15 protein-coding genes are annotated in these 15,735 nt (G+C 73.4%); 8 read left to right on the plus strand and 7 right to left on the minus strand.

Features of this window, described 5'->3' with window-relative positions:
• Positions 1–26 precede the first annotated feature (26 nt).
• The 6 genes from dxs (at position 27) to BCL65_RS15375 (ending at position 5,740) form a co-directional block, all read left to right on the plus strand.
• Positions 27–1,916, plus strand: a complete 1,890-nt coding sequence (gene dxs, locus BCL65_RS15350) for a 1-deoxy-D-xylulose-5-phosphate synthase (RefSeq protein ID WP_106269393.1) — start codon at positions 27–29, stop codon at positions 1,914–1,916.
• 137 nt (positions 1,917–2,053) lie between these two features.
• On the plus strand, positions 2,054–2,344 hold the full coding sequence (locus BCL65_RS15355; RefSeq protein ID WP_207767747.1) for a hypothetical protein: 291 nt from the start codon (positions 2,054–2,056) through the stop codon (positions 2,342–2,344).
• A 41-nt stretch (positions 2,345–2,385) separates the two neighbouring features.
• A complete protein-coding gene (locus BCL65_RS15360) occupies positions 2,386–3,696 on the plus strand; it encodes a putative T7SS-secreted protein (protein ID WP_125206561.1) in 1,311 nt (436 codons plus the stop codon).
• Positions 3,693–4,076: a hypothetical protein gene (locus tag BCL65_RS15365; RefSeq protein ID WP_106269395.1), complete on the plus strand. Its 384-nt coding sequence runs from the start codon at positions 3,693–3,695 to the stop codon at positions 4,074–4,076. Before BCL65_RS15360 ends, BCL65_RS15365 begins: the two co-directional genes overlap by 4 nt.
• A gap of 115 nt (positions 4,077–4,191) precedes the next feature.
• Entirely contained in the window at positions 4,192–4,446 is a 255-nt protein-coding gene (locus BCL65_RS15370; RefSeq protein WP_125206560.1) for a hypothetical protein, read from the plus strand.
• Positions 4,447–4,531: 85 nt separating this feature from the next.
• Positions 4,532–5,740 carry an SseB family protein gene (locus tag BCL65_RS15375; protein WP_106269397.1) on the plus strand — a complete coding sequence of 403 codons (1,209 nt, stop codon included), beginning with the start codon at positions 4,532–4,534 and terminating at the stop codon, positions 5,738–5,740.
• Here BCL65_RS15375 and BCL65_RS15380 read toward each other — a convergent pair.
• Positions 5,727–6,827 carry a carboxylate-amine ligase gene (locus BCL65_RS15380; RefSeq protein ID WP_106269398.1) on the minus strand — a complete coding sequence of 367 codons (1,101 nt, stop codon included), beginning with the start codon at positions 6,825–6,827 and terminating at the stop codon, positions 5,727–5,729. The two genes, BCL65_RS15375 and BCL65_RS15380, sit on opposite strands and share 14 nt — an antisense overlap.
• 119 nt (positions 6,828–6,946) lie before the next feature.
• On the opposite strand from BCL65_RS15380, the gene BCL65_RS15385 reads away from it, so the two are divergent.
• A complete protein-coding gene (locus tag BCL65_RS15385) occupies positions 6,947–7,813 on the plus strand; it encodes an SGNH/GDSL hydrolase family protein (RefSeq protein WP_106269399.1) in 867 nt (288 codons plus the stop codon).
• On the opposite strand, the gene BCL65_RS15390 is transcribed toward BCL65_RS15385, so the two are convergent.
• The gene (locus BCL65_RS15390) at positions 7,800–8,495 is read right to left on the minus strand and encodes a DUF4287 domain-containing protein (protein ID WP_106269400.1); all 696 of its coding nucleotides are present in this window, start codon (positions 8,493–8,495) and stop codon (positions 7,800–7,802) included. The two genes, BCL65_RS15385 and BCL65_RS15390, sit on opposite strands and share 14 nt — an antisense overlap.
• Before the next feature lie 241 nt (positions 8,496–8,736).
• Here BCL65_RS15390 and BCL65_RS15400 point away from each other — a divergent pair, with 241 nt between their 5' ends.
• Complete coding sequence (locus tag BCL65_RS15400; RefSeq protein WP_106269402.1) at positions 8,737–9,396, plus strand: HAD family hydrolase; 660 nt, start codon at positions 8,737–8,739, stop codon at positions 9,394–9,396.
• 13 nt (positions 9,397–9,409) lie between these two features.
• Here BCL65_RS15400 and BCL65_RS15405 read toward each other — a convergent pair whose 3' ends face one another.
• The 5 genes from BCL65_RS15405 to BCL65_RS15425 all read right to left on the minus strand — a co-directional run bounded on the left by BCL65_RS15405 (position 9,410) and on the right by BCL65_RS15425 (position 15,643).
• Positions 9,410–10,039 carry an MSMEG_1061 family FMN-dependent PPOX-type flavoprotein gene (locus BCL65_RS15405; protein ID WP_106269403.1) on the minus strand — a complete coding sequence of 210 codons (630 nt, stop codon included), beginning with the start codon at positions 10,037–10,039 and terminating at the stop codon, positions 9,410–9,412.
• A 153-nt stretch (positions 10,040–10,192) separates the two neighbouring features.
• Positions 10,193–12,346: a 3-hydroxyacyl-CoA dehydrogenase NAD-binding domain-containing protein gene (locus BCL65_RS15410; protein WP_106269404.1), complete on the minus strand. Its 2,154-nt coding sequence runs from the start codon at positions 12,344–12,346 to the stop codon at positions 10,193–10,195.
• A gap of 5 nt (positions 12,347–12,351) precedes the next feature.
• Positions 12,352–13,623 (minus strand): thiolase family protein, encoded by a 1,272-nt coding sequence (locus tag BCL65_RS15415; protein ID WP_106269405.1) that lies wholly within the window; start codon positions 13,621–13,623, stop codon positions 12,352–12,354.
• Between the two features lie 206 nt (positions 13,624–13,829).
• On the minus strand, positions 13,830–15,065 hold the full coding sequence (locus tag BCL65_RS15420; protein ID WP_106269406.1) for an HRDC domain-containing protein: 1,236 nt from the start codon (positions 15,063–15,065) through the stop codon (positions 13,830–13,832).
• On the minus strand, positions 15,062–15,643 hold the full coding sequence (locus BCL65_RS15425) for a DUF3000 domain-containing protein (protein ID WP_106269407.1): 582 nt from the start codon (positions 15,641–15,643) through the stop codon (positions 15,062–15,064). Before BCL65_RS15425 ends, BCL65_RS15420 begins: the two co-directional genes overlap by 4 nt.
• Positions 15,644–15,735 lie beyond the last annotated feature (92 nt).

Below are 15,735 nucleotides of genomic sequence, written 5' to 3' on the forward strand. Positions count from 1 at the left end.
GTCCGGATGACCAGTGGGAGGAACGCATGGGGCTGCTGAGCACGATCACGTCACCCGAGGACGTGCGCCGCCTGACTCCGGCGCAGACCCGGCGGCTCGCGGTCGAGATCCGCGACTTCCTGGTCGAGAACGTCTCGCGCACGGGCGGGCACCTCGGCCCGAACCTCGGTGTGGTGGAGCTGACGATCGCGATGCACCGGGCCTTCGCCTCGCCGCGCGACACGTTCGTCTTCGACACCGGCCACCAGTCCTACGTGCACAAGCTGCTCACCGGCCGCCAGGACTTCACCGGGCTGCGCAAGCGCGACGGGCTGTCCGGCTACCCGAGCCGCGCCGAGTCCGAGCACGACGTCGTGGAGAACTCGCACGCCTCGACCGCGCTGTCGTGGGCCGACGGCATCGCGAAGGCCAACACGGTGGCGCGGCGCGACGACCGCCACGTCGTCGCCGTCATCGGGGACGGCGCGCTCACGGGTGGCATGGCGTGGGAGGCGATCAACAACATCGCCGCGGACGCCGACCGCCGCCTCGTCATCGTCGTCAACGACAACGGCCGCTCCTACTCGCCGACCATCGGCGGCGTCGCCAACCACCTGGACACGTTGCGCGTCACCCGGGGGTACGAAGCGTTCCTCGGCTGGGGCAAGCGCACCCTGCACCGCACGGGTGCGCCCGGCCGGTTCGCCTACGACTGGCTGCACGGCCTGAAGAAGGGCCTCAAGGACGTCGTCGCGCCGCAGGGCATGTTCGAGGACCTGGGCCTGAAGTACATCGGTCCCGTCGACGGGCACGACACCGCGGCCACGGAGGCCGCGCTGCGCCGGGCCAAGGCGTTCGGCGGGCCGGTGATCGTGCACGTCATGACCGAGAAGGGTCGTGGCTACACCCCGGCCGAGGAGGACGTCGCCGATCGCTTCCACGCCGTCGGCAAGATCCACCCCGAGACCGGCCTGCCGGTCGCCCCGTCCCGGTTCGGATGGACCCAGGTCTTCGCCGACGAGATCGTCGCGATCGGCCGGCGCCGGTCCGACGTCGTGTGCCTCACGGCCGCGATGCTGCACCCCGTCGGCCTCGCCCCCTTCGCCGAGGAGTTCCCCGAGCGGACGTTCGACGTCGGTATCGCCGAGCAGCACGCCGTCACCTCCGCCGCGGGCATGGCGTTCGGCGGGCTGCACCCCGTCGTCGCGGTCTACGCCACCTTCCTCAACCGCGCCTTCGACCAGGTGCTCATGGACGCCGCGCTGCACAAGGCGGGCGTGACGTTCGTCCTCGACCGAGCCGGGATCACCGGTGACGACGGCGCGAGCCACAACGGCATGTGGGACATGGCGATGCTCCGGATCGTGCCCGGGCTGCGCCTCGCCGCACCTCGCGACGAGGCGACGCTGCGCACGGCGCTGCGCACCGCCGTCGACGTCGACGACGCCCCGACCGTCGTGCGGTACCCCAAGGGTGCGCTCGGCGAGCCGATCGAGGCGCTCGAGGAGCTCGAGGGCGTCGACGTCGTCGCGCGCCACACCCCGGGCGGCGAGGCGCCGGCCGGGCGCAAGGTGCTCGTCGTCGGGGTCGGCTCGATGGTGGGTTCGGCGCTCGCTGCGGGGGAGTCGCTCGCCGCGCACGGGCTCGAGGTGGACATCGTCGCGCCGACCTGGGTCCTGCCGGTCCCCGAGCGCCTGGTCAAGATGGCGGGCGAGCACGACCTGGTCGTCACCGTCGAGGACGGCGTGGTCGACGGCGGTGTCGGCGCGATGCTCGCCCAGCGCGCCGCCGAGCAGGGCGTGCGCACCCCGTTCGTGCACCGCGGTCTGCCCGTCGAGTTCCTCGACCACGCCAGCCGGGACCAGATCGTCACGGCGCAGCGGCTGCGCGCCGAGGACGTGGTGCGCGACGCGCTGGCGGCGCTCGCGCAGGACTGAGCGGGCCGGACGACCGGACGAGCCGGCGTCGGGGCTGGCCGTCCGGGACCGCGCTGCTCGGAGCTGGGGAGTCCTGCCCACCGCGCCTGTCGTGGACGGCGGATACGCTGCGGTCGACCGGATCTCGGAGGGTTGGCATGAGTGATCTGCGGATGGACGTCGCTGCGGTGACGGAGCTGGGCGAGTCGTTGACGACCGTGGCGGACGAGTTCGAGAACGCGAACACCCGCAGCGATGGGCTCGCCGAGTCGGTAGGGCACGACGGCCTCGCCGAGGCCGTCCGCTCCTTCGCGCACAACTGGGACGACAAGCGAGCCAAGATGACCGAGAACCTGGTGGCGCTCGCGGACGCGGCGTCCACCGTGGCGACGACGTTCACCGACGCGGACTCGGAGCTGGCGCGCGCGCTCGAGGAGGGCGGGGAGTGAGGCCCACCGACTGGAGCCCCGTCGGTCTGTCGAGCGACCCGGTGCCGGGCGACGCCGTCATGGTGCTCGCCGGCGGGAACGACTACCTCGAGGTCGCGGACTCGATCGACCGCGCCGCGCAGCGGATGAGTCGGCTCGAGTCCGGCGGGATGATCTCCGAGGCGTTGGACGCGCTGATGGAGCGCAAGGAAGAGACCGTCGCGGACATCCAGAAGGCGCACGCACGGTATGCCGCGACCGGGCGGGCCCTGGTCGACTACGCGGGCGTGCTGAGCGCGGCTCAGGACGACTCGGCCACGGCGCTGGAGCGGGCTCGGGCGGCGGCCGCGGACGCCGAGGACGCCTCCGGGCGCCAGCGCTACTACGTCGACCTCGCCGACGGCGCACAGGACGAGTCCGAGCGGTCGCAGTGGGAACGGCTGGCCGCGCAGTTCGGCGGCGACGCCGACGCGGCCCACGGCACGGTGGCGGCCGCACGCTCCGACATCGACACCGCCGTGGACATGCGCGACCGCGCCGCCGAACGAGCGATCGGCGACATCGAGGACATCACCCAGCACGACGGGCTGAAGGACGGTTGGTGGGACGACTGGGGCGCTGACCTCGTCGCCGCCATCACCGACATCGCCGGCTGGGTGTCGACGATCGCTGGTGTGCTGGCTCTTGCGGTCGCCTGGATCCCGGTGATCGGGCAGGCGCTCGCCGGGGTGCTGCTGATCGTCGCGGCAGTCGCAGCCATCGTGAACGCCATCGGCAACATCGCGCTGGCGTCGACGGGCGAGCGGTCCTGGACCGAGGCCGTCATCTCGATCGCGGGGGCCGCGCTGTCGTGCATCGGCCTCGGCGGTGCTGCGAAGGCGATCGGGAGGCTCGTGACGACTCGGGTGCTCCTGCGCGACGCGACAACCGGGACGGCGAAGTCCGCCGCCAAAGCGGCCGCCACGGCTTTCAAGCCACGTGATGCCCTGCGCCTCCTCCGCAACGACCCGTCCGCGTTGGTCGAGTCCGCGGGACAGTGGTTGCGCCCTGTCGTGCGGCCGCAGGTGGGCGACGAGGTCTTCCGGCTTTATGGTGGCTCGTCACAGTGGTACGGCAAGTCCTGGTCGCCCGTGGATCCGCGCGTCCTTCACGACCAACGGAGCACGCTCGGCATGCCCAGCGGTGGCAAGTACGGGACGAACGATATGACGGACCTGATCGTTGGTCGACTCAATGACGTGAGTCACGTCGAGGACGTCCGGCATGCGCTGCCGATGGACGGCTTTCCTGGCGGGGCGCCCGAGTACGTCATCGACTGGTCGCGCACCGGGGCAGTGGAACGGCTCGACGACATCGTGATGGCGGTCCGATGAGCTGGCTCGCGAAGAAGCGGCGCGGCACCGCGGTTCAGGACGTCCCGCGACCCGTGCGCATGACGATCTTTCATCCCGAGCTGGGCGTGCTGGAGGTCGAGTCGAGCGTGCCTGCTGACGAATTCGAGATCGGCAGCGTTGCTGCGACGCAGGGTTCCTCCCGGCGTTGGTTCGTCGGCGACTATGCAGGAGGCGCCAGTGCGATCGCCGAGGTTCGCGAGGGCGCGGTTGTCGAGGAGGTCACGTCACGTCACAGGCCGACGGGATTCGTCCGCGGGTATCTGGATGTCGAGTTCTTCGACGATCGCGAATCGGCCGAGGAGTTTGCCGCGTTCGTCGAGGGCCCCCGGCGCCCGGACGGCGGCGGGGCCGAGGAGTGAGATGTGGGACGCCACGGTGAATCCGTGGAATAGGCGTGCACGCCGACCGGCTGATGCTCCGGTGGGCGCGGTGGAGCTGGGTGCACGGTGGTACTTGGTCCACCCCGATGCTGGCGTGCTCGAGGTGCGTGGCGGGCGGACGAGCGAAGGCATGGTGGTCTTCGCAACCGTTGCCGAGCCGAGACAGTGGTTCGCCGTGTTCCGTGGGTTCGAGACGCCTGATGGTCTCTACGCGGAGATCCTCGGGGAGGTGGACCCCGACGTGGGGCAGCGCGCCCTGGACCGGCGCATCGGTGGCGACGCGAGTGCTGCGGATGTCATCGCGGGACACCTCGACGTGCGCATCGTTCGTGAGGTGGCATCGGTGTGACGCCCGGACAGCCCGGTGCCCGTCGCGTTCGACAGCGTCTGGTGCGGTCCCGAACGATGTGCCTGCGATGAAGGATGATCGAGGAATGAACGACGAGACGAGCAGCGCGGACCGTGAGCCCATCCCCGTGGCCGCGCTGCCGGAGGTAGGTTCCGAGCGGCTGGCGGCGGCGCTGGAGGCGCAGGACGTGCCGGCGATCGGGCAGGCCTTGCGCCACGACGTCGTCGTCGTGCCGATCCTGCGGCCCGCGGACGGCGAGACGCAGAACCGGGTCTTCGAGGCGCCGGAGGGTTCGGCACGGCCGTACGAGCTGTGCCTGTTCTCGTCGGCGCAGACGCTCGCGGCCTACCTCACCCCGCACGCGCCGGACCGGGAGTTCGCGCTGCGCAGGGGGACCACGCTCGTCCCGTTCCTCGTCCAGCACGCCGAGGCGATCGAGCGGGTGGCGTTCGATCCCGCGGGACCGCACCCGATGGTGGCCACGCCCGAGGACGTGCTGCTGGTGCTCGCGCCGCAACCGGGGGACGACGACGTCGCCTGGGTCGCCGGCGACCTCCCCGACGCCGGTGACACGTCGCCGGTGGCCGAGGACGACACCACGCCGACCGACGAGGTCGAGGGCGCTGTCGTCCCGCTCCCTGAGCTGACGCCGGACGACGCGGACGCGATCGCCCGCGCGCGGGCCGTGGGCTTCGACCTCAACCTGCCGCGCCAGTGGGCGGTCATCGAGCTGGACGACGACGAGCGTCGCCGGCAGCAGGTGCGGCGGCTCGTCAAGCAGCAGACGACGGTGCTCGGGGACCGCGGCTCCCGGCTGCGCCGCGACATGCGCGAATGGTTGGAGCGCGCGGGGGAGCGGGCGTCGTCGGCGGGCGGACGGCTGCTGGCGTTTCTCCTGCAGCGCACGGATGACGCCGCCCTGGCGCTCAGCCTGGTGCTGTACTGGCACGACCTGGGGCCCGAGACCGGCGGGCAGCCGCACCTGGTGCGGGTCGCCGACTGGATCCGGCCGACGCTGACCGAGCGGGACACCCTGGTCGGTTCCGAGATGCCGGCGGGGCCGTTCGTGCGGCACGCGCACGTGGAGCGCGGCGCTTCCGACGTGGGCGGCGACGACCTCGACATGCTGGTGCTGGACTACTGGCTCGCCGCGCCGGGCGGGCGCGGCGTCGTGCAGCTCGCGTTCTCCACTCCGCACGTCGACGCCCGCGAGGCCATCACCCTGCTGGCGGACAACGTGGTCTTCGCGACGGCGTGGGTCGTCGAGGACGGTGCAGACCTCACGAGTGGGTGACCTTCAGCGCCCGCTCGACGATGCCGTGCAGGTCGCCGGTCTGGGCGAACCACGCTCGTTGCTGGGCGGCGCCGCCGCCCGTGGACCACAGCCTGCCGAGCAGGTCCGTGACCACCCGCAGGTCGTCGGTGTCGACCAGTGCGTCACGCACGTGGGCCACGAGCTGACCGACGACGTCGTGCGCCGGCGCCGGTCGCCAGGTCAGCGGGGAGACGAGGTCGCCCGCCAGGCCCGACCGGCCGGCGCGCCAGGCCGCGGTCCGCAGCAGCTCGACGCCGTGGTCCGGCGCCTCGTGCCCGTCGGCGGCCTCGCGCGCCGCCGTCTCGACCAGGCCTCGCACGAGCGCCGCGATCAGGGTCGCCGTGTCCGGGTCGAGGCAGACGTCCATCACGCGCACCTCGACCGTCGGGTAGCGCGGTGAGAGGCGGGCGTCGAAGAAGACCATGTTCTGGTCCAGGACGGTGTCCGTGGCGACGAGTGCCTCGATCGCGGCGTGGTAGGCCTGCGGCGTGCCGAAACGGCGGGTCGGCCCCGCCGTCGGCCACCGGGTCCAGACCTGGGAGCGGAAGCTCGCGTAGTCGGTGTCCTCGCCCTGCCAGAACGGGGAGTTGGTGCTCAGCGCCATCACCGTGGGCAACCACGGCCCGATCCGGTCGATCACGGCGACACCCTCGGCGTCGTCCGCGACCGCGACGTGCACGTGGCACCCGCTCGTGAGCTGTTCGCGCGCCGTCATGCCGAACACCCGACGTGCCTGCTGGTACCGCAGCTTCGACACCGTGGTCCCGGTGAACGCGATGGGAGAGGTGGCCAGCGCGACGGCCCGGGCGTCGACTCGGTCGGCCGCGTCCTGCGCCCGCGCGCGGCCGGCACGGATCTCCGCCGCCAGGGCCGTCAAGGACGCGTGCGGGTGCGTGGCCGTCTCGAGCTGCTCCTCCATGAACTCCGGCTCCAGCGCGCCGGTCCCGCCCTCGCGGTTGTCGTTCCCGGAGGCGGCGAGCGCCTCCTGCGCCTTCGCCACCGGCGACCCGTCCGGTCCCACCAGCAGGAACTCTTCCTCGACACCCATCGTGCGCGGCTCCGTCATGGAGGCATCATGGTGCGGCTGCGACGTCGTCGCCCGCCGACGCGCCGCGACGCGGGACCGACGCCGACACGTCACCGCGCGGCCACCACCAGTTCAGGCCGGTCTGCTTGAACGAAGGTATGGCTCGTCCTCCGATCATGGTCCCGGTGCTCGCCACGGCCCTGGCCGCGTCCGTCGGCGCCGCCTTGGCGGTCGTCGCGGCCGCCGAGCTGCTCCGCAGGCAGGCGGCGCTGGCCCGGCGCCGCATCGGCAAGGCGCTCGGCGAGGAGGCGCTGGACGCCGACCGCGTCTGGCGCAAGAAGTACGGCGGCCCGCCGCTCGACCTGCTGGTCCTCGGGGACTCGGTCGCCGCCGGCCTCGGCGCCGAACGTCGGAAGGACACCCTCGGGGCGCGGATCGCCCGTGGCCTGGCGAAGCGCCTGCACCGCCCGGTGCGGCTGCGGGTCGGCGCCGTCGTCGGGTCCGAGTCGTCCGCCCTGGCCGCCCAGCTCGACGCCCTGGACCCCGCCTACCGGCCGGACGTCGCCGTCGTCGTGGTGGGTGGCAACGACGTCACCCACCGGGTGCCGGTGCCGGTGTCGGTGAGCCACCTCGTCGAGGCGGTCGACAGGTTGCACGCCCTCGGCTGCGTCGTCGTCGTGGGCACGTGCCCCGACCTGGGTGCGCTGCGCCCGGTGCCCCAGCCGCTGCGTGCCCTCGGCGCACGCGCCTCGCGACAGCTCGCCGCCGCGCAGGCCGTGGCGGCGCGGGCGGCGGGTGCGTATCCCGTCTCGCTCGCGGAGGTCGTAGGGCCGTTCTTCGTCGACCATCCCGACGAGGCGTTCAGCCTCGATCGCTTCCACCCGAGCGCGCTCGGCTACCGGCGCACCGCGAAGGCGCTCGTGCCGTCGGTGCTCCGCGCGCTCGGCGAGGAGGACGGCACGCCGCCCGGCCCGGGCCACGAGCGGCCGGAGGGCCGGGCGCGCACCGACCTCAGCGGGCGGTGACCTCGGAGCCCGCCAGCGCGGTGAGCCACTCGCCCCAGAACCCGCGCCAGTGCTCCGCCGCCGCGGGAGACGCCAGCCGTTCGTGGGTGAGGGTCATCCGGGTGCGCCCGCCCACCGGGTCCGTGGACACCATGAGCACGCCGTGCTCGGCCGGGTCGAGCGCGCCGGTCTCGGCGACGGCGAAGCGGGGACGCTTGACGCCCGGCCGGGAGCGGGGCGAGAGACTTAGCCCCGGCACGAGAGCAGCACGGTCCGCGTCGTCCAGCAGCAGGGCGTGCGCCGTGTCGTGGTCCAGTCCCAGCACCTTGGACCGGCTGACGGTGAACGTGCCGTCGGGCATCTGGCCGGGCAACCGGATACCGGTGATCCGCTCGTACCCGACGGTGACGGTCTGCGCCCACCAGCCGGAGACGTCGTGGTGCGCGGCCACCCAGGCCGCGATCTCGGTGTGCCCGGCGGAGCGGCCCGGACCGTCGTCGACGATCGAGACCCACTCGTCCCAGCCGTGGCCGGTGTTCTCCTTGATCGTCGCGTCGGACGTCTCCGGCCGGCTCACCCAGCCGGGCGCGGCGCCCGACGGCGGGTTGTCCGGCAGCAGGGAGCGGCGCGCGGCGGCGTAGCGCTCTCCGGTGCGGGCCATGCGCTCGCGGACCTGGCGCTTGAACGACTCGTGGGAGGTCATGAGGACTCCTGTGCTCGAGGTGCGCCACCTGCGGCTCGCGCTCGCGGTGTCGCACCGGAACACGGATGTCCTGGCCGACGCGTCGAGCACTCGAGGTCCCCTTTGCCTCCACCACCGTGCCGCGCACGGTGGTCCCGACGGCGCGAGCGCCGGTCCGGAGGTGGGGCGGGACGCGCCGCCCACCTCGACCATACTCCGGGCCACCGGACCGTGTCAGGCCCTCGGCCGGTAACGTACGGGCGTGATCTGGCTGTTCGACCTCGACAACACGCTCGTGAACCGCGACGCCGCCTTCGCCGCCTGGGCCGGCGAGGCCGTGGCCGGCCACGGGGGCACCGACGCGGACCTCGCCGCGATCATCGCTGCCGACGACGGCGGTTTCTCCCGCAAGGCGGACCTCGCCCGGGTCGTCATCGACCGGCTCGGTCTGCCCGACGACGTGCCGGGGACCATCGAGCTGTTCCGTGCCGGGATCCGCGACCATGTCCAGGCGTACGCCGGCGTCCTCGACACGCTCGACGTGCTGAGCGGCGCCGGGCACGCCGTCGGCGTGGTCACCAACGGCAACTCCGCCCAGCAGCGCGGCAAGATCGCCCGTTGCGACGTCGAGCGGCACGTCGACGCGATCGTCGTCTCGGAGGAGGAGGGCGTGGCCAAGCCCGACCCACGGCTCGTCGAGATCGCCCTCGAGCGGCTGGGGATGGCTGACGTCGACCGGCGCGACGTCTGGATGATCGGCGACGCCGCCCACGCCGACGTCGCGGTGGGCCGCGCCGCCGGCACCCGCACCGGGTGGGTGTCCCACGGCCGGGCGTGGTCCGGCGGTGCGCGTCCGGACGTGGTCGCCGGGACCACGCGCGACGTCGTGGCGCTCGCGGCCTCGCCGGCGCACCGCCGTTGAGAACGCCGGACTGTCAGCCGTACAGACGCTCGGCGTAGGCCGGACCGTAGTGCTCGTCGAGCGTGGACAGCGGCACGTCGGGCGCCTCGAGCCGGTGCGCCAGCACGGCCCGGCGCGGGACGGCGTCCGGGGCCCACGACTCCGGGTCCCACGTGCGCGAGCGCAGGAACGCCTTGGCGCAGTGCATGAACACCTCGCGGACGCTCACCTCCAGGACCAGTGACGGCACGTTTCCCTTGACCTGCATCTGCTCCGCGTAGGGCACGTCGCGCAGGAGACGTGCGGTGCCGTTGACGCGCAACGTGTCGCCGCGGCCGGGCACCACGAAGATCAGGGCGACCTCCGGGTTGACGAGCACGTTGCGAAACCCGTCGACGCGCTTGTTGCCGGGCCGGTCCGGGACGGCGATGGTGACGTCGTCCAGCACGTGCACGAAGCCGGCGGGGTCACCCTTGGGGGAGACGTCGGCACGGCCGTCGGCGCCGGCGGTGGCGACGAAGCACAGCGGGCTCTCCGCGAGCCAGCGCCGGTGGTCCTCCCGCAGCCGATCGTCCACCTTGTCGCGCACGCGGGGCAGGGGTGATCCCACCAGCTGCTCGAGCTCGGCGACGGTCGTGACAGGAGTTCCTCCGTGGCTGCTCACGCCGGCCAGCGTAGTCCCACCGGTCGTGAGAGAGGCGGGACGCTCCGAGCCGCGGCAACGGCGTCGGGCGGCGCAGACAGCGGTGGCCGGCCCCCGACGTGGGGACCGGCCACCGTGCGTGCTCCCCGGGCGAGGAGGTGTGGACGTCAGGTGTCAGGCGACGTTGGCGACGCCGTCGGGCAGGATCCGCCGCCCGAGGACCCGCTCGCTGTAGCCCGTGCGGTCGAGGTACGGCGTGATGCCGCCGGTGTGGAAGCCCCACCCGGCCCCGAGGATCATGCACAGGTCGATCTGGGACGGGTCGGCCACGACCTGCTCGTCGAGCATGTGACCGATCTCGACCGTCAGGGCCGTCAGCACGGAGTCGAGGACCCCGGCGGCGTCCAGCACGGGCGTGCCCGAGCGGCCCGGCGCACCCGCCTCGAGGGCCTCGCCGAACACCGCCTGGATCGCCGGGTCGACGGGCTTGTGCAGCCCCGGCGCCGGGGCGTCGAGCACCACCCGCGTGCCGTCCGCGACGAGCTTCTCCAGGCCCGCCGAGCGCGGGAACCGCTCGCCGAGGTCCTCGCGGAGCGAGGTGAGCACGTGCAGCCCGACGGCCGGACCCACCAGGTCGAAGAGCTCGAACGTCGGCATCGGGAAGCCGAGCGGGGCGAGCGCGGCATCGGCGGCCTCGACCGACGTGCCGTTCTCCACCGCCTCGACGACCTTGCCCATGACGAGCACGAGCAGACGGTTCACCACGAACCCGGGGCGGTCCTTGACCAGCACTGCCGTCTTGCGGAGCTTCTTGGTGATGGCGAACGCGGTGGCGAGGGCCTCGTCGGAGGTCCGCTCGGCGTTCACGACCTCGACCAGGGGCATCTGGGCCACCGGGTTGAAGAAGTGGATGCCGACCACGCGCTCCGGGTGGCGCAGGTCGGAGGCCATCTCGGTGATCGACAGCGCGGAGGTGTTCGTGGCCAGGACGGTGTCCTCGCCCACGACGTCCTCGAGCTCGGCGAACACCTTCTTTTTCAGGCCCATGACCTCGGTGACGGCCTCGACGACGACGTCGCAGGACGCGAAGTCGGTGATGTCGGTGGTGCCGGTGACGCTCGCCGCGATCCGGTCGGCGACCTCGGGCGTCATCCGGCCACGGGAGACCAGCTTGTCGACGGTGCTGCGGACGAACCCGAGGCCCTTGGCGACACGCTCCTCGTCGAGGTCGCGCATGACGACCGGGACGCCGAGCCGCTGCGAGACGAGCAGCGCGATCTGGGCGGCCATCAGCCCGGCGCCCACGATGCCGACGCGGGTGACCGGTCGGGCGAGCTTCCTGTCGGGCGCGCCGACCGGCTTCTTGCCGGCGGACGTGAGCTGGAACGCGTAGACGCTCGCCCGCATCTCGTCGGTCATGATCAGGTCGGCCAGCGCCTCGTCCTCGGCCTCGAAGGCCGCGGCGCGCGACGCGTTCCGGGCCCCGGCGAGCAGCTCGAGCGCGCGGTACGGAGCGGGCCGGGACCCGGCGACGAGCGCGTCGAGGCGCTCGCGGGTGCCCTGCACGACGGCGTCCCACACGGGCTGCGGGTCGAGCTCGCGCCGCGGAGGCGTCACCTCGCCGCGGAGCACGCGGGCGGCCCAGTCGATCGAGCGCTCGAGGAAGTCCGCGGCGTCGAACAGCTCGTCCACGAGGCCGATCTTCAGCGCCTCGGCCGGCTTGAACGGCTTGTTCGCCGCCGGGCGGGAGAGCAGCACGTCGACGGCCTTCTCGATACCGACGAGCCGCGGCACGAGGTAGGCGCCGCCCCAGCCGGGGACGAGACCGAGGCCGGTCTCGGGCAGGCCGAGCGCGGCGGCGTCGGAGGCCACGGTGCGGTAGTCGCAGTTCAGGGCCACCTCGAGGCCGCCGCCGAGCGCGAGCCCGTTGACGAACGCGAACGTGGGCACGCCCATCGTGTGGAGCAGCTCGTAGGCGGCGTGCCCGGAGCGGCCGAGCTCGAGCGCCTGCTCGCGCGACGTGACGGCTCCCACGCCGAGCAGGTCGGCGCCCGCCGCGAGGAAGTACGGCTTGCCGGTGACGCCCACGGCCACGATCTCGCCGGCGGCGGCGCGCTGCTGCAGCGCCGTCAGCGCCGCGGTGAGCTCGGCGAGGCCGTCGGGCCCGAGGGTGTTGGGCTTGGTGTGGTCGAGTCCGTTGTCGAGGGTGACGAGCGCGAGCGTGCCGGCGCCGCCGGGCAGCGCGACGTCACGGACGAGGGAGTGGGTGACGCGCTCGGTGCGGCCCTGCGGCGCCAGGCTCGTGGTCTCGGTGGTGTTCTCGGTCATCGTGGTCAGACCTCCGTGGTGGCCGGGACGTGGCCCGAGTAGTCGGCGTGGTGCGGGTTCTCCCAGACGACGGTGCCGCCCTGTCCGAGCCCGACGCACATCGTGGTGATGCCGTAGCGGACCTCCGGGTGCTGGGCGAACTGCCGGGCGAGCTGTGTCATCAGCCGGACGCCCGAGCTGGCCAGCGGGTGGCCCACGGCGATGGCGCCGCCGTAGCGGTTGACGCGCTCGTCGTCGTCGGCGATCCCGTAGTGGTCCAGGAAGCTCAGCACCTGCACGGCGAAGGCCTCGTTGATCTCGAACAGGCCGATGTCGTCGATGGTGAGACCGGCCTGGGCGAGCGCCTTGTCGGTGGCCGGCACCGGGCCGTAGCCCATGATCTCGGCCGGGACGCCCGCGAACGCGTAGGAGACGAGGCGCATGGCCGCCGGCAGCCCGAGCTCGTCGGCGGTCTCGCCGGCGGCGAGCAGCGACACGGTGGCGCCGTCGGTGAGCGGCGAGGAGGTGGCCGGTGTGACGCGTCCACCGGGGCGGAACGGCGTCTTGAGGTCCGCGATGCCCTCCATCGTGGTCTCGGGGCGGGGGAGCTCGTCGGCGGTGGCCAGGCCCCAGCCGCGCTCGGCCGACCGTGCGGCGATCGGGACGATCTCCGGCCCGATGTCGCCGTTCGCCACCGCCTTGGCGTACTTGGCCTGGGTGCCGACCGCGTACGCGTCCGCGCGCTCCTTGGTCAGGTGCGGGAACTTGTCGTGCAGGTTCTCTGCCGTGACGCCCATGTTGAGGGCCTCCGGGTCGACCAGCTTCTCGGAGAGGAACCGCGGGTTGGGGTCGGCGTCGAGGCCCATGGGGTGGCGGCCCATGTGCTCCACCCCGCCGGCGACGACGACGTCGGACGCCCCGACGGCGATGCTCGACGCCGTGGCGGTCACCGCGGTCATGGCACCGGCACACATGCGGTCGATGGCGTAGCCGGGCACGGAGTGCGGCAGGCCGGCGAGGAGGCCGACCGTCCGGCCGAGGGTGAGGCCCTGGTCGCCCTGCTGGGTCGTCGCCGCGATCGCCACCTCGTCGATGCGCTCGACGGGGAGCTCGGGGTGGCGGCGCAGCAGCTCGCGCAGCGCCTTGACGACGAGGTCGTCGGCTCGGGTCTCCGCGAGGAGGCCGTCGGCCCTGGCCTTGCCGAAGGGGGTGCGCACGCCCTCGACGAAGACGACGTCGCGCAGGGCGCGTCGCGCGGGGTCGCGGGTGGTGCCGGGGGCCTGGGGGGCCACGGTCATGGCAGCTCCGTCCGTTGCGGTGGTCGGTTCCGACGGTGCCGGGAGCATCGTCGCTCGGGACCTCGGGGGGTCGCCCCGGGGCTCGGGTACACGCTACCGCGAGTACCGGGAACAGCATAGACCATCTGATACGCAGTATCAGTGCTGGGCGGTGTCGTGGAGAGCCGTGGAGAGCCGGGGGAGCCGGAAAGTCGCGCGCAGCCGGGTCAGACGGAGGCGAAGGCCTGCGCCAGGCGCTCGGCCAGCAGCCCGATCTGCCACTCGCGGGCCTGGCGGTCTCGCAGGAACTCCGCGATCTCGGTCGGACCGGCCGGCTCCGGCGGCGTCCAGCAGACACGGCGCAGCGCGTCCGGCTGCAGGAGGTTCTCCGCCGGGACCGACAGCTCCTCCGAGAGCTGCGACACGATCTCGCGTGCCGCGCTGAGACGGCGCGCTGCGACCGGGTCTCGGTCGCCCCAGGCGCGTGGCGGTGGCGGCGCATCGGTGCGCGGACCGCGCGTCGAGGGCAGGTCCGCCGCGTCGAGGGCCAGCGCGGCGTCGATCGCCTGCTGCCAGGCTGGTGCCCGCCGTCGGGCACCCTTGGTCGCGAACTCCGGCAGCGCGACGAGCTGCGGCACGGTGCGGGGCAGGGCCTTGGCCGCCGCGATGATCGCGCGGTCGGGCAGCACGCGCCCGGGGGAGACGTCGCGCTGCCGGGCGTTGGCCTCGCGCGCCTCCCAGAGGCTGCGGACGACGGCGAGACGCCGACGGCCCGTGAGCGTGTGGGTTCCCGACGTGCGGCGCCAGGGGTCCACGCGCGGCGCCGGGGGCGGCATGGTGCGGACGTGCTCGAACTCCTCGGCCGCCCAGCCGGCCTTGCCCGCCTCCTCCAGCCGGGCCGCGAGCACGTCGCGGACCTCGACGAGCACCTCGACGTCCAGCGCGGCGTAGCGCAGCCAGTCCTCCGGCAGCGGCCGTGTCGACCAGTCCACGGCCGAGTGCTCCTTGGCCAGGCCCAGGCCGAGGGTGTCCGCCACCACCGCGGCGAGGCCGACCCGCGGCATCCCGAGCAGGCGCGCGGCGAGCTCGGTGTCGAAGATCCGCGCCGGTCGTAGGCCGTGCTCGGCGAGACCGGGCAGGTCCTGAGAGGCGGCGTGCAGCACCCACTCCGTGCCCCCGACCGCGTCGTTCAGCGCGGACAGGTCCGGCAGCGGGACCGGGTCGATCAATGCGGTGCCGGCACCTTCTCGCCGGACCTGGACCAGGTACGTCGCCTGACCGTACCGGTAGCCCGAGGCCCGCTCCGCGTCCGCGGCGACCGGCCCGGAACCCGCCGCGAAGGCCGCGACCACCCGCTCGAGCGCCGCCGGGGTGTCCACGACCCGCCCGACGCCGTCGGCCGGCTCGGTCAGCGGGGCGATCTCGACGTCGTCGGCGGCATCGGCGGGGAGGGCAGCGCTCATGGGCCTACGGTACGGCGCCGGACGTCCAGGGCCGTCACGCCGTCCGGCCGGGGAGGGAGCCCACCGGCCGTGGACATCAGGTCGGCCCAGACCTCGAGGTGCGCGCCGAGGTCGGTGTCCGTGGGCGTCCACGACGCACGGATCTCGAGATCCACGGCGGCGGGGGTGGCGGCGAGCGCGCCGTAGCTCTGCGACAGCACCCGGGTCACGGTGCCGCCCGCCGCGACGGCGCCCACGCCGGCGTCCTGGAGGTTCTCGGTGACCCACGTCCAGGCCACGTCGCCGAGCATCTCCTCGGTGGCGAGCTCGGCCTCGAGACGGGTGCGCACGAGCGTCACCACACGGAAGTCGCCGCGCCAGGCCTCCTGGCCGTCCGGGTCGTGCAGGCCGACGAACCGGCCGGTGGCGATCTCCTCGTCGTCGACGATCACCTCGCCCTCCAGCGCCAGGGCGTACGGAGCCACCCGCTGGGGGCCCGGGACCTCGACCAGCCGGACCTCCGGCCGCAGCCGCCGCCCGCGCAACGACTCGAGGGCGGCAGCGAAGCGTTCGGGCACGTCATGCCGGGTTCCGCTCACCCGACCACCGTACGACGAGCGGCGGTGTCCGGATCCCGGCACGTGGGCGTGTCGCGTCACAGGGACGACTAGGCTGGTCGCGGCCTCCCGGG

Origin of the sequence: Isoptericola halotolerans (assembly GCF_003003075.1) — a bacterium.
In the GTDB taxonomy this organism is placed as follows: Bacteria; Actinomycetota; Actinomycetes; order Actinomycetales; family Cellulomonadaceae; genus Isoptericola; species Isoptericola halotolerans_A.

Coding starts and splice junctions, on each gene's coding strand:
- dxs (WP_106269393.1), top strand. CDS start 27: ATGGGGCTGCTGAGCACGATCACGTCACCCGAGGACGTGCGCCGCCTG.
- BCL65_RS15355 (WP_207767747.1), top strand. CDS start 2,054: ATGAGTGATCTGCGGATGGACGTCGCTGCGGTGACGGAGCTGGGCGAG.
- BCL65_RS15365 (WP_106269395.1), top strand. CDS start 3,693: ATGAGCTGGCTCGCGAAGAAGCGGCGCGGCACCGCGGTTCAGGACGTC.
- BCL65_RS15375 (WP_106269397.1), top strand. CDS start 4,532: ATGAACGACGAGACGAGCAGCGCGGACCGTGAGCCCATCCCCGTGGCC.
- BCL65_RS15380 (WP_106269398.1), bottom strand. CDS start 6,827: ATGACGGAGCCGCGCACGATGGGTGTCGAGGAAGAGTTCCTGCTGGTG.
- BCL65_RS15385 (WP_106269399.1), top strand. CDS start 6,947: ATGGCTCGTCCTCCGATCATGGTCCCGGTGCTCGCCACGGCCCTGGCC.
- BCL65_RS15390 (WP_106269400.1), bottom strand. CDS start 8,495: ATGACCTCCCACGAGTCGTTCAAGCGCCAGGTCCGCGAGCGCATGGCC.
- BCL65_RS15410 (WP_106269404.1), bottom strand. CDS start 12,346: ATGACCGAGAACACCACCGAGACCACGAGCCTGGCGCCGCAGGGCCGC.
- BCL65_RS15415 (WP_106269405.1), bottom strand. CDS start 13,623: ATGACCGTGGCCCCCCAGGCCCCCGGCACCACCCGCGACCCCGCGCGA.
- BCL65_RS15420 (WP_106269406.1), bottom strand. CDS start 15,065: ATGAGCGCTGCCCTCCCCGCCGATGCCGCCGACGACGTCGAGATCGCC.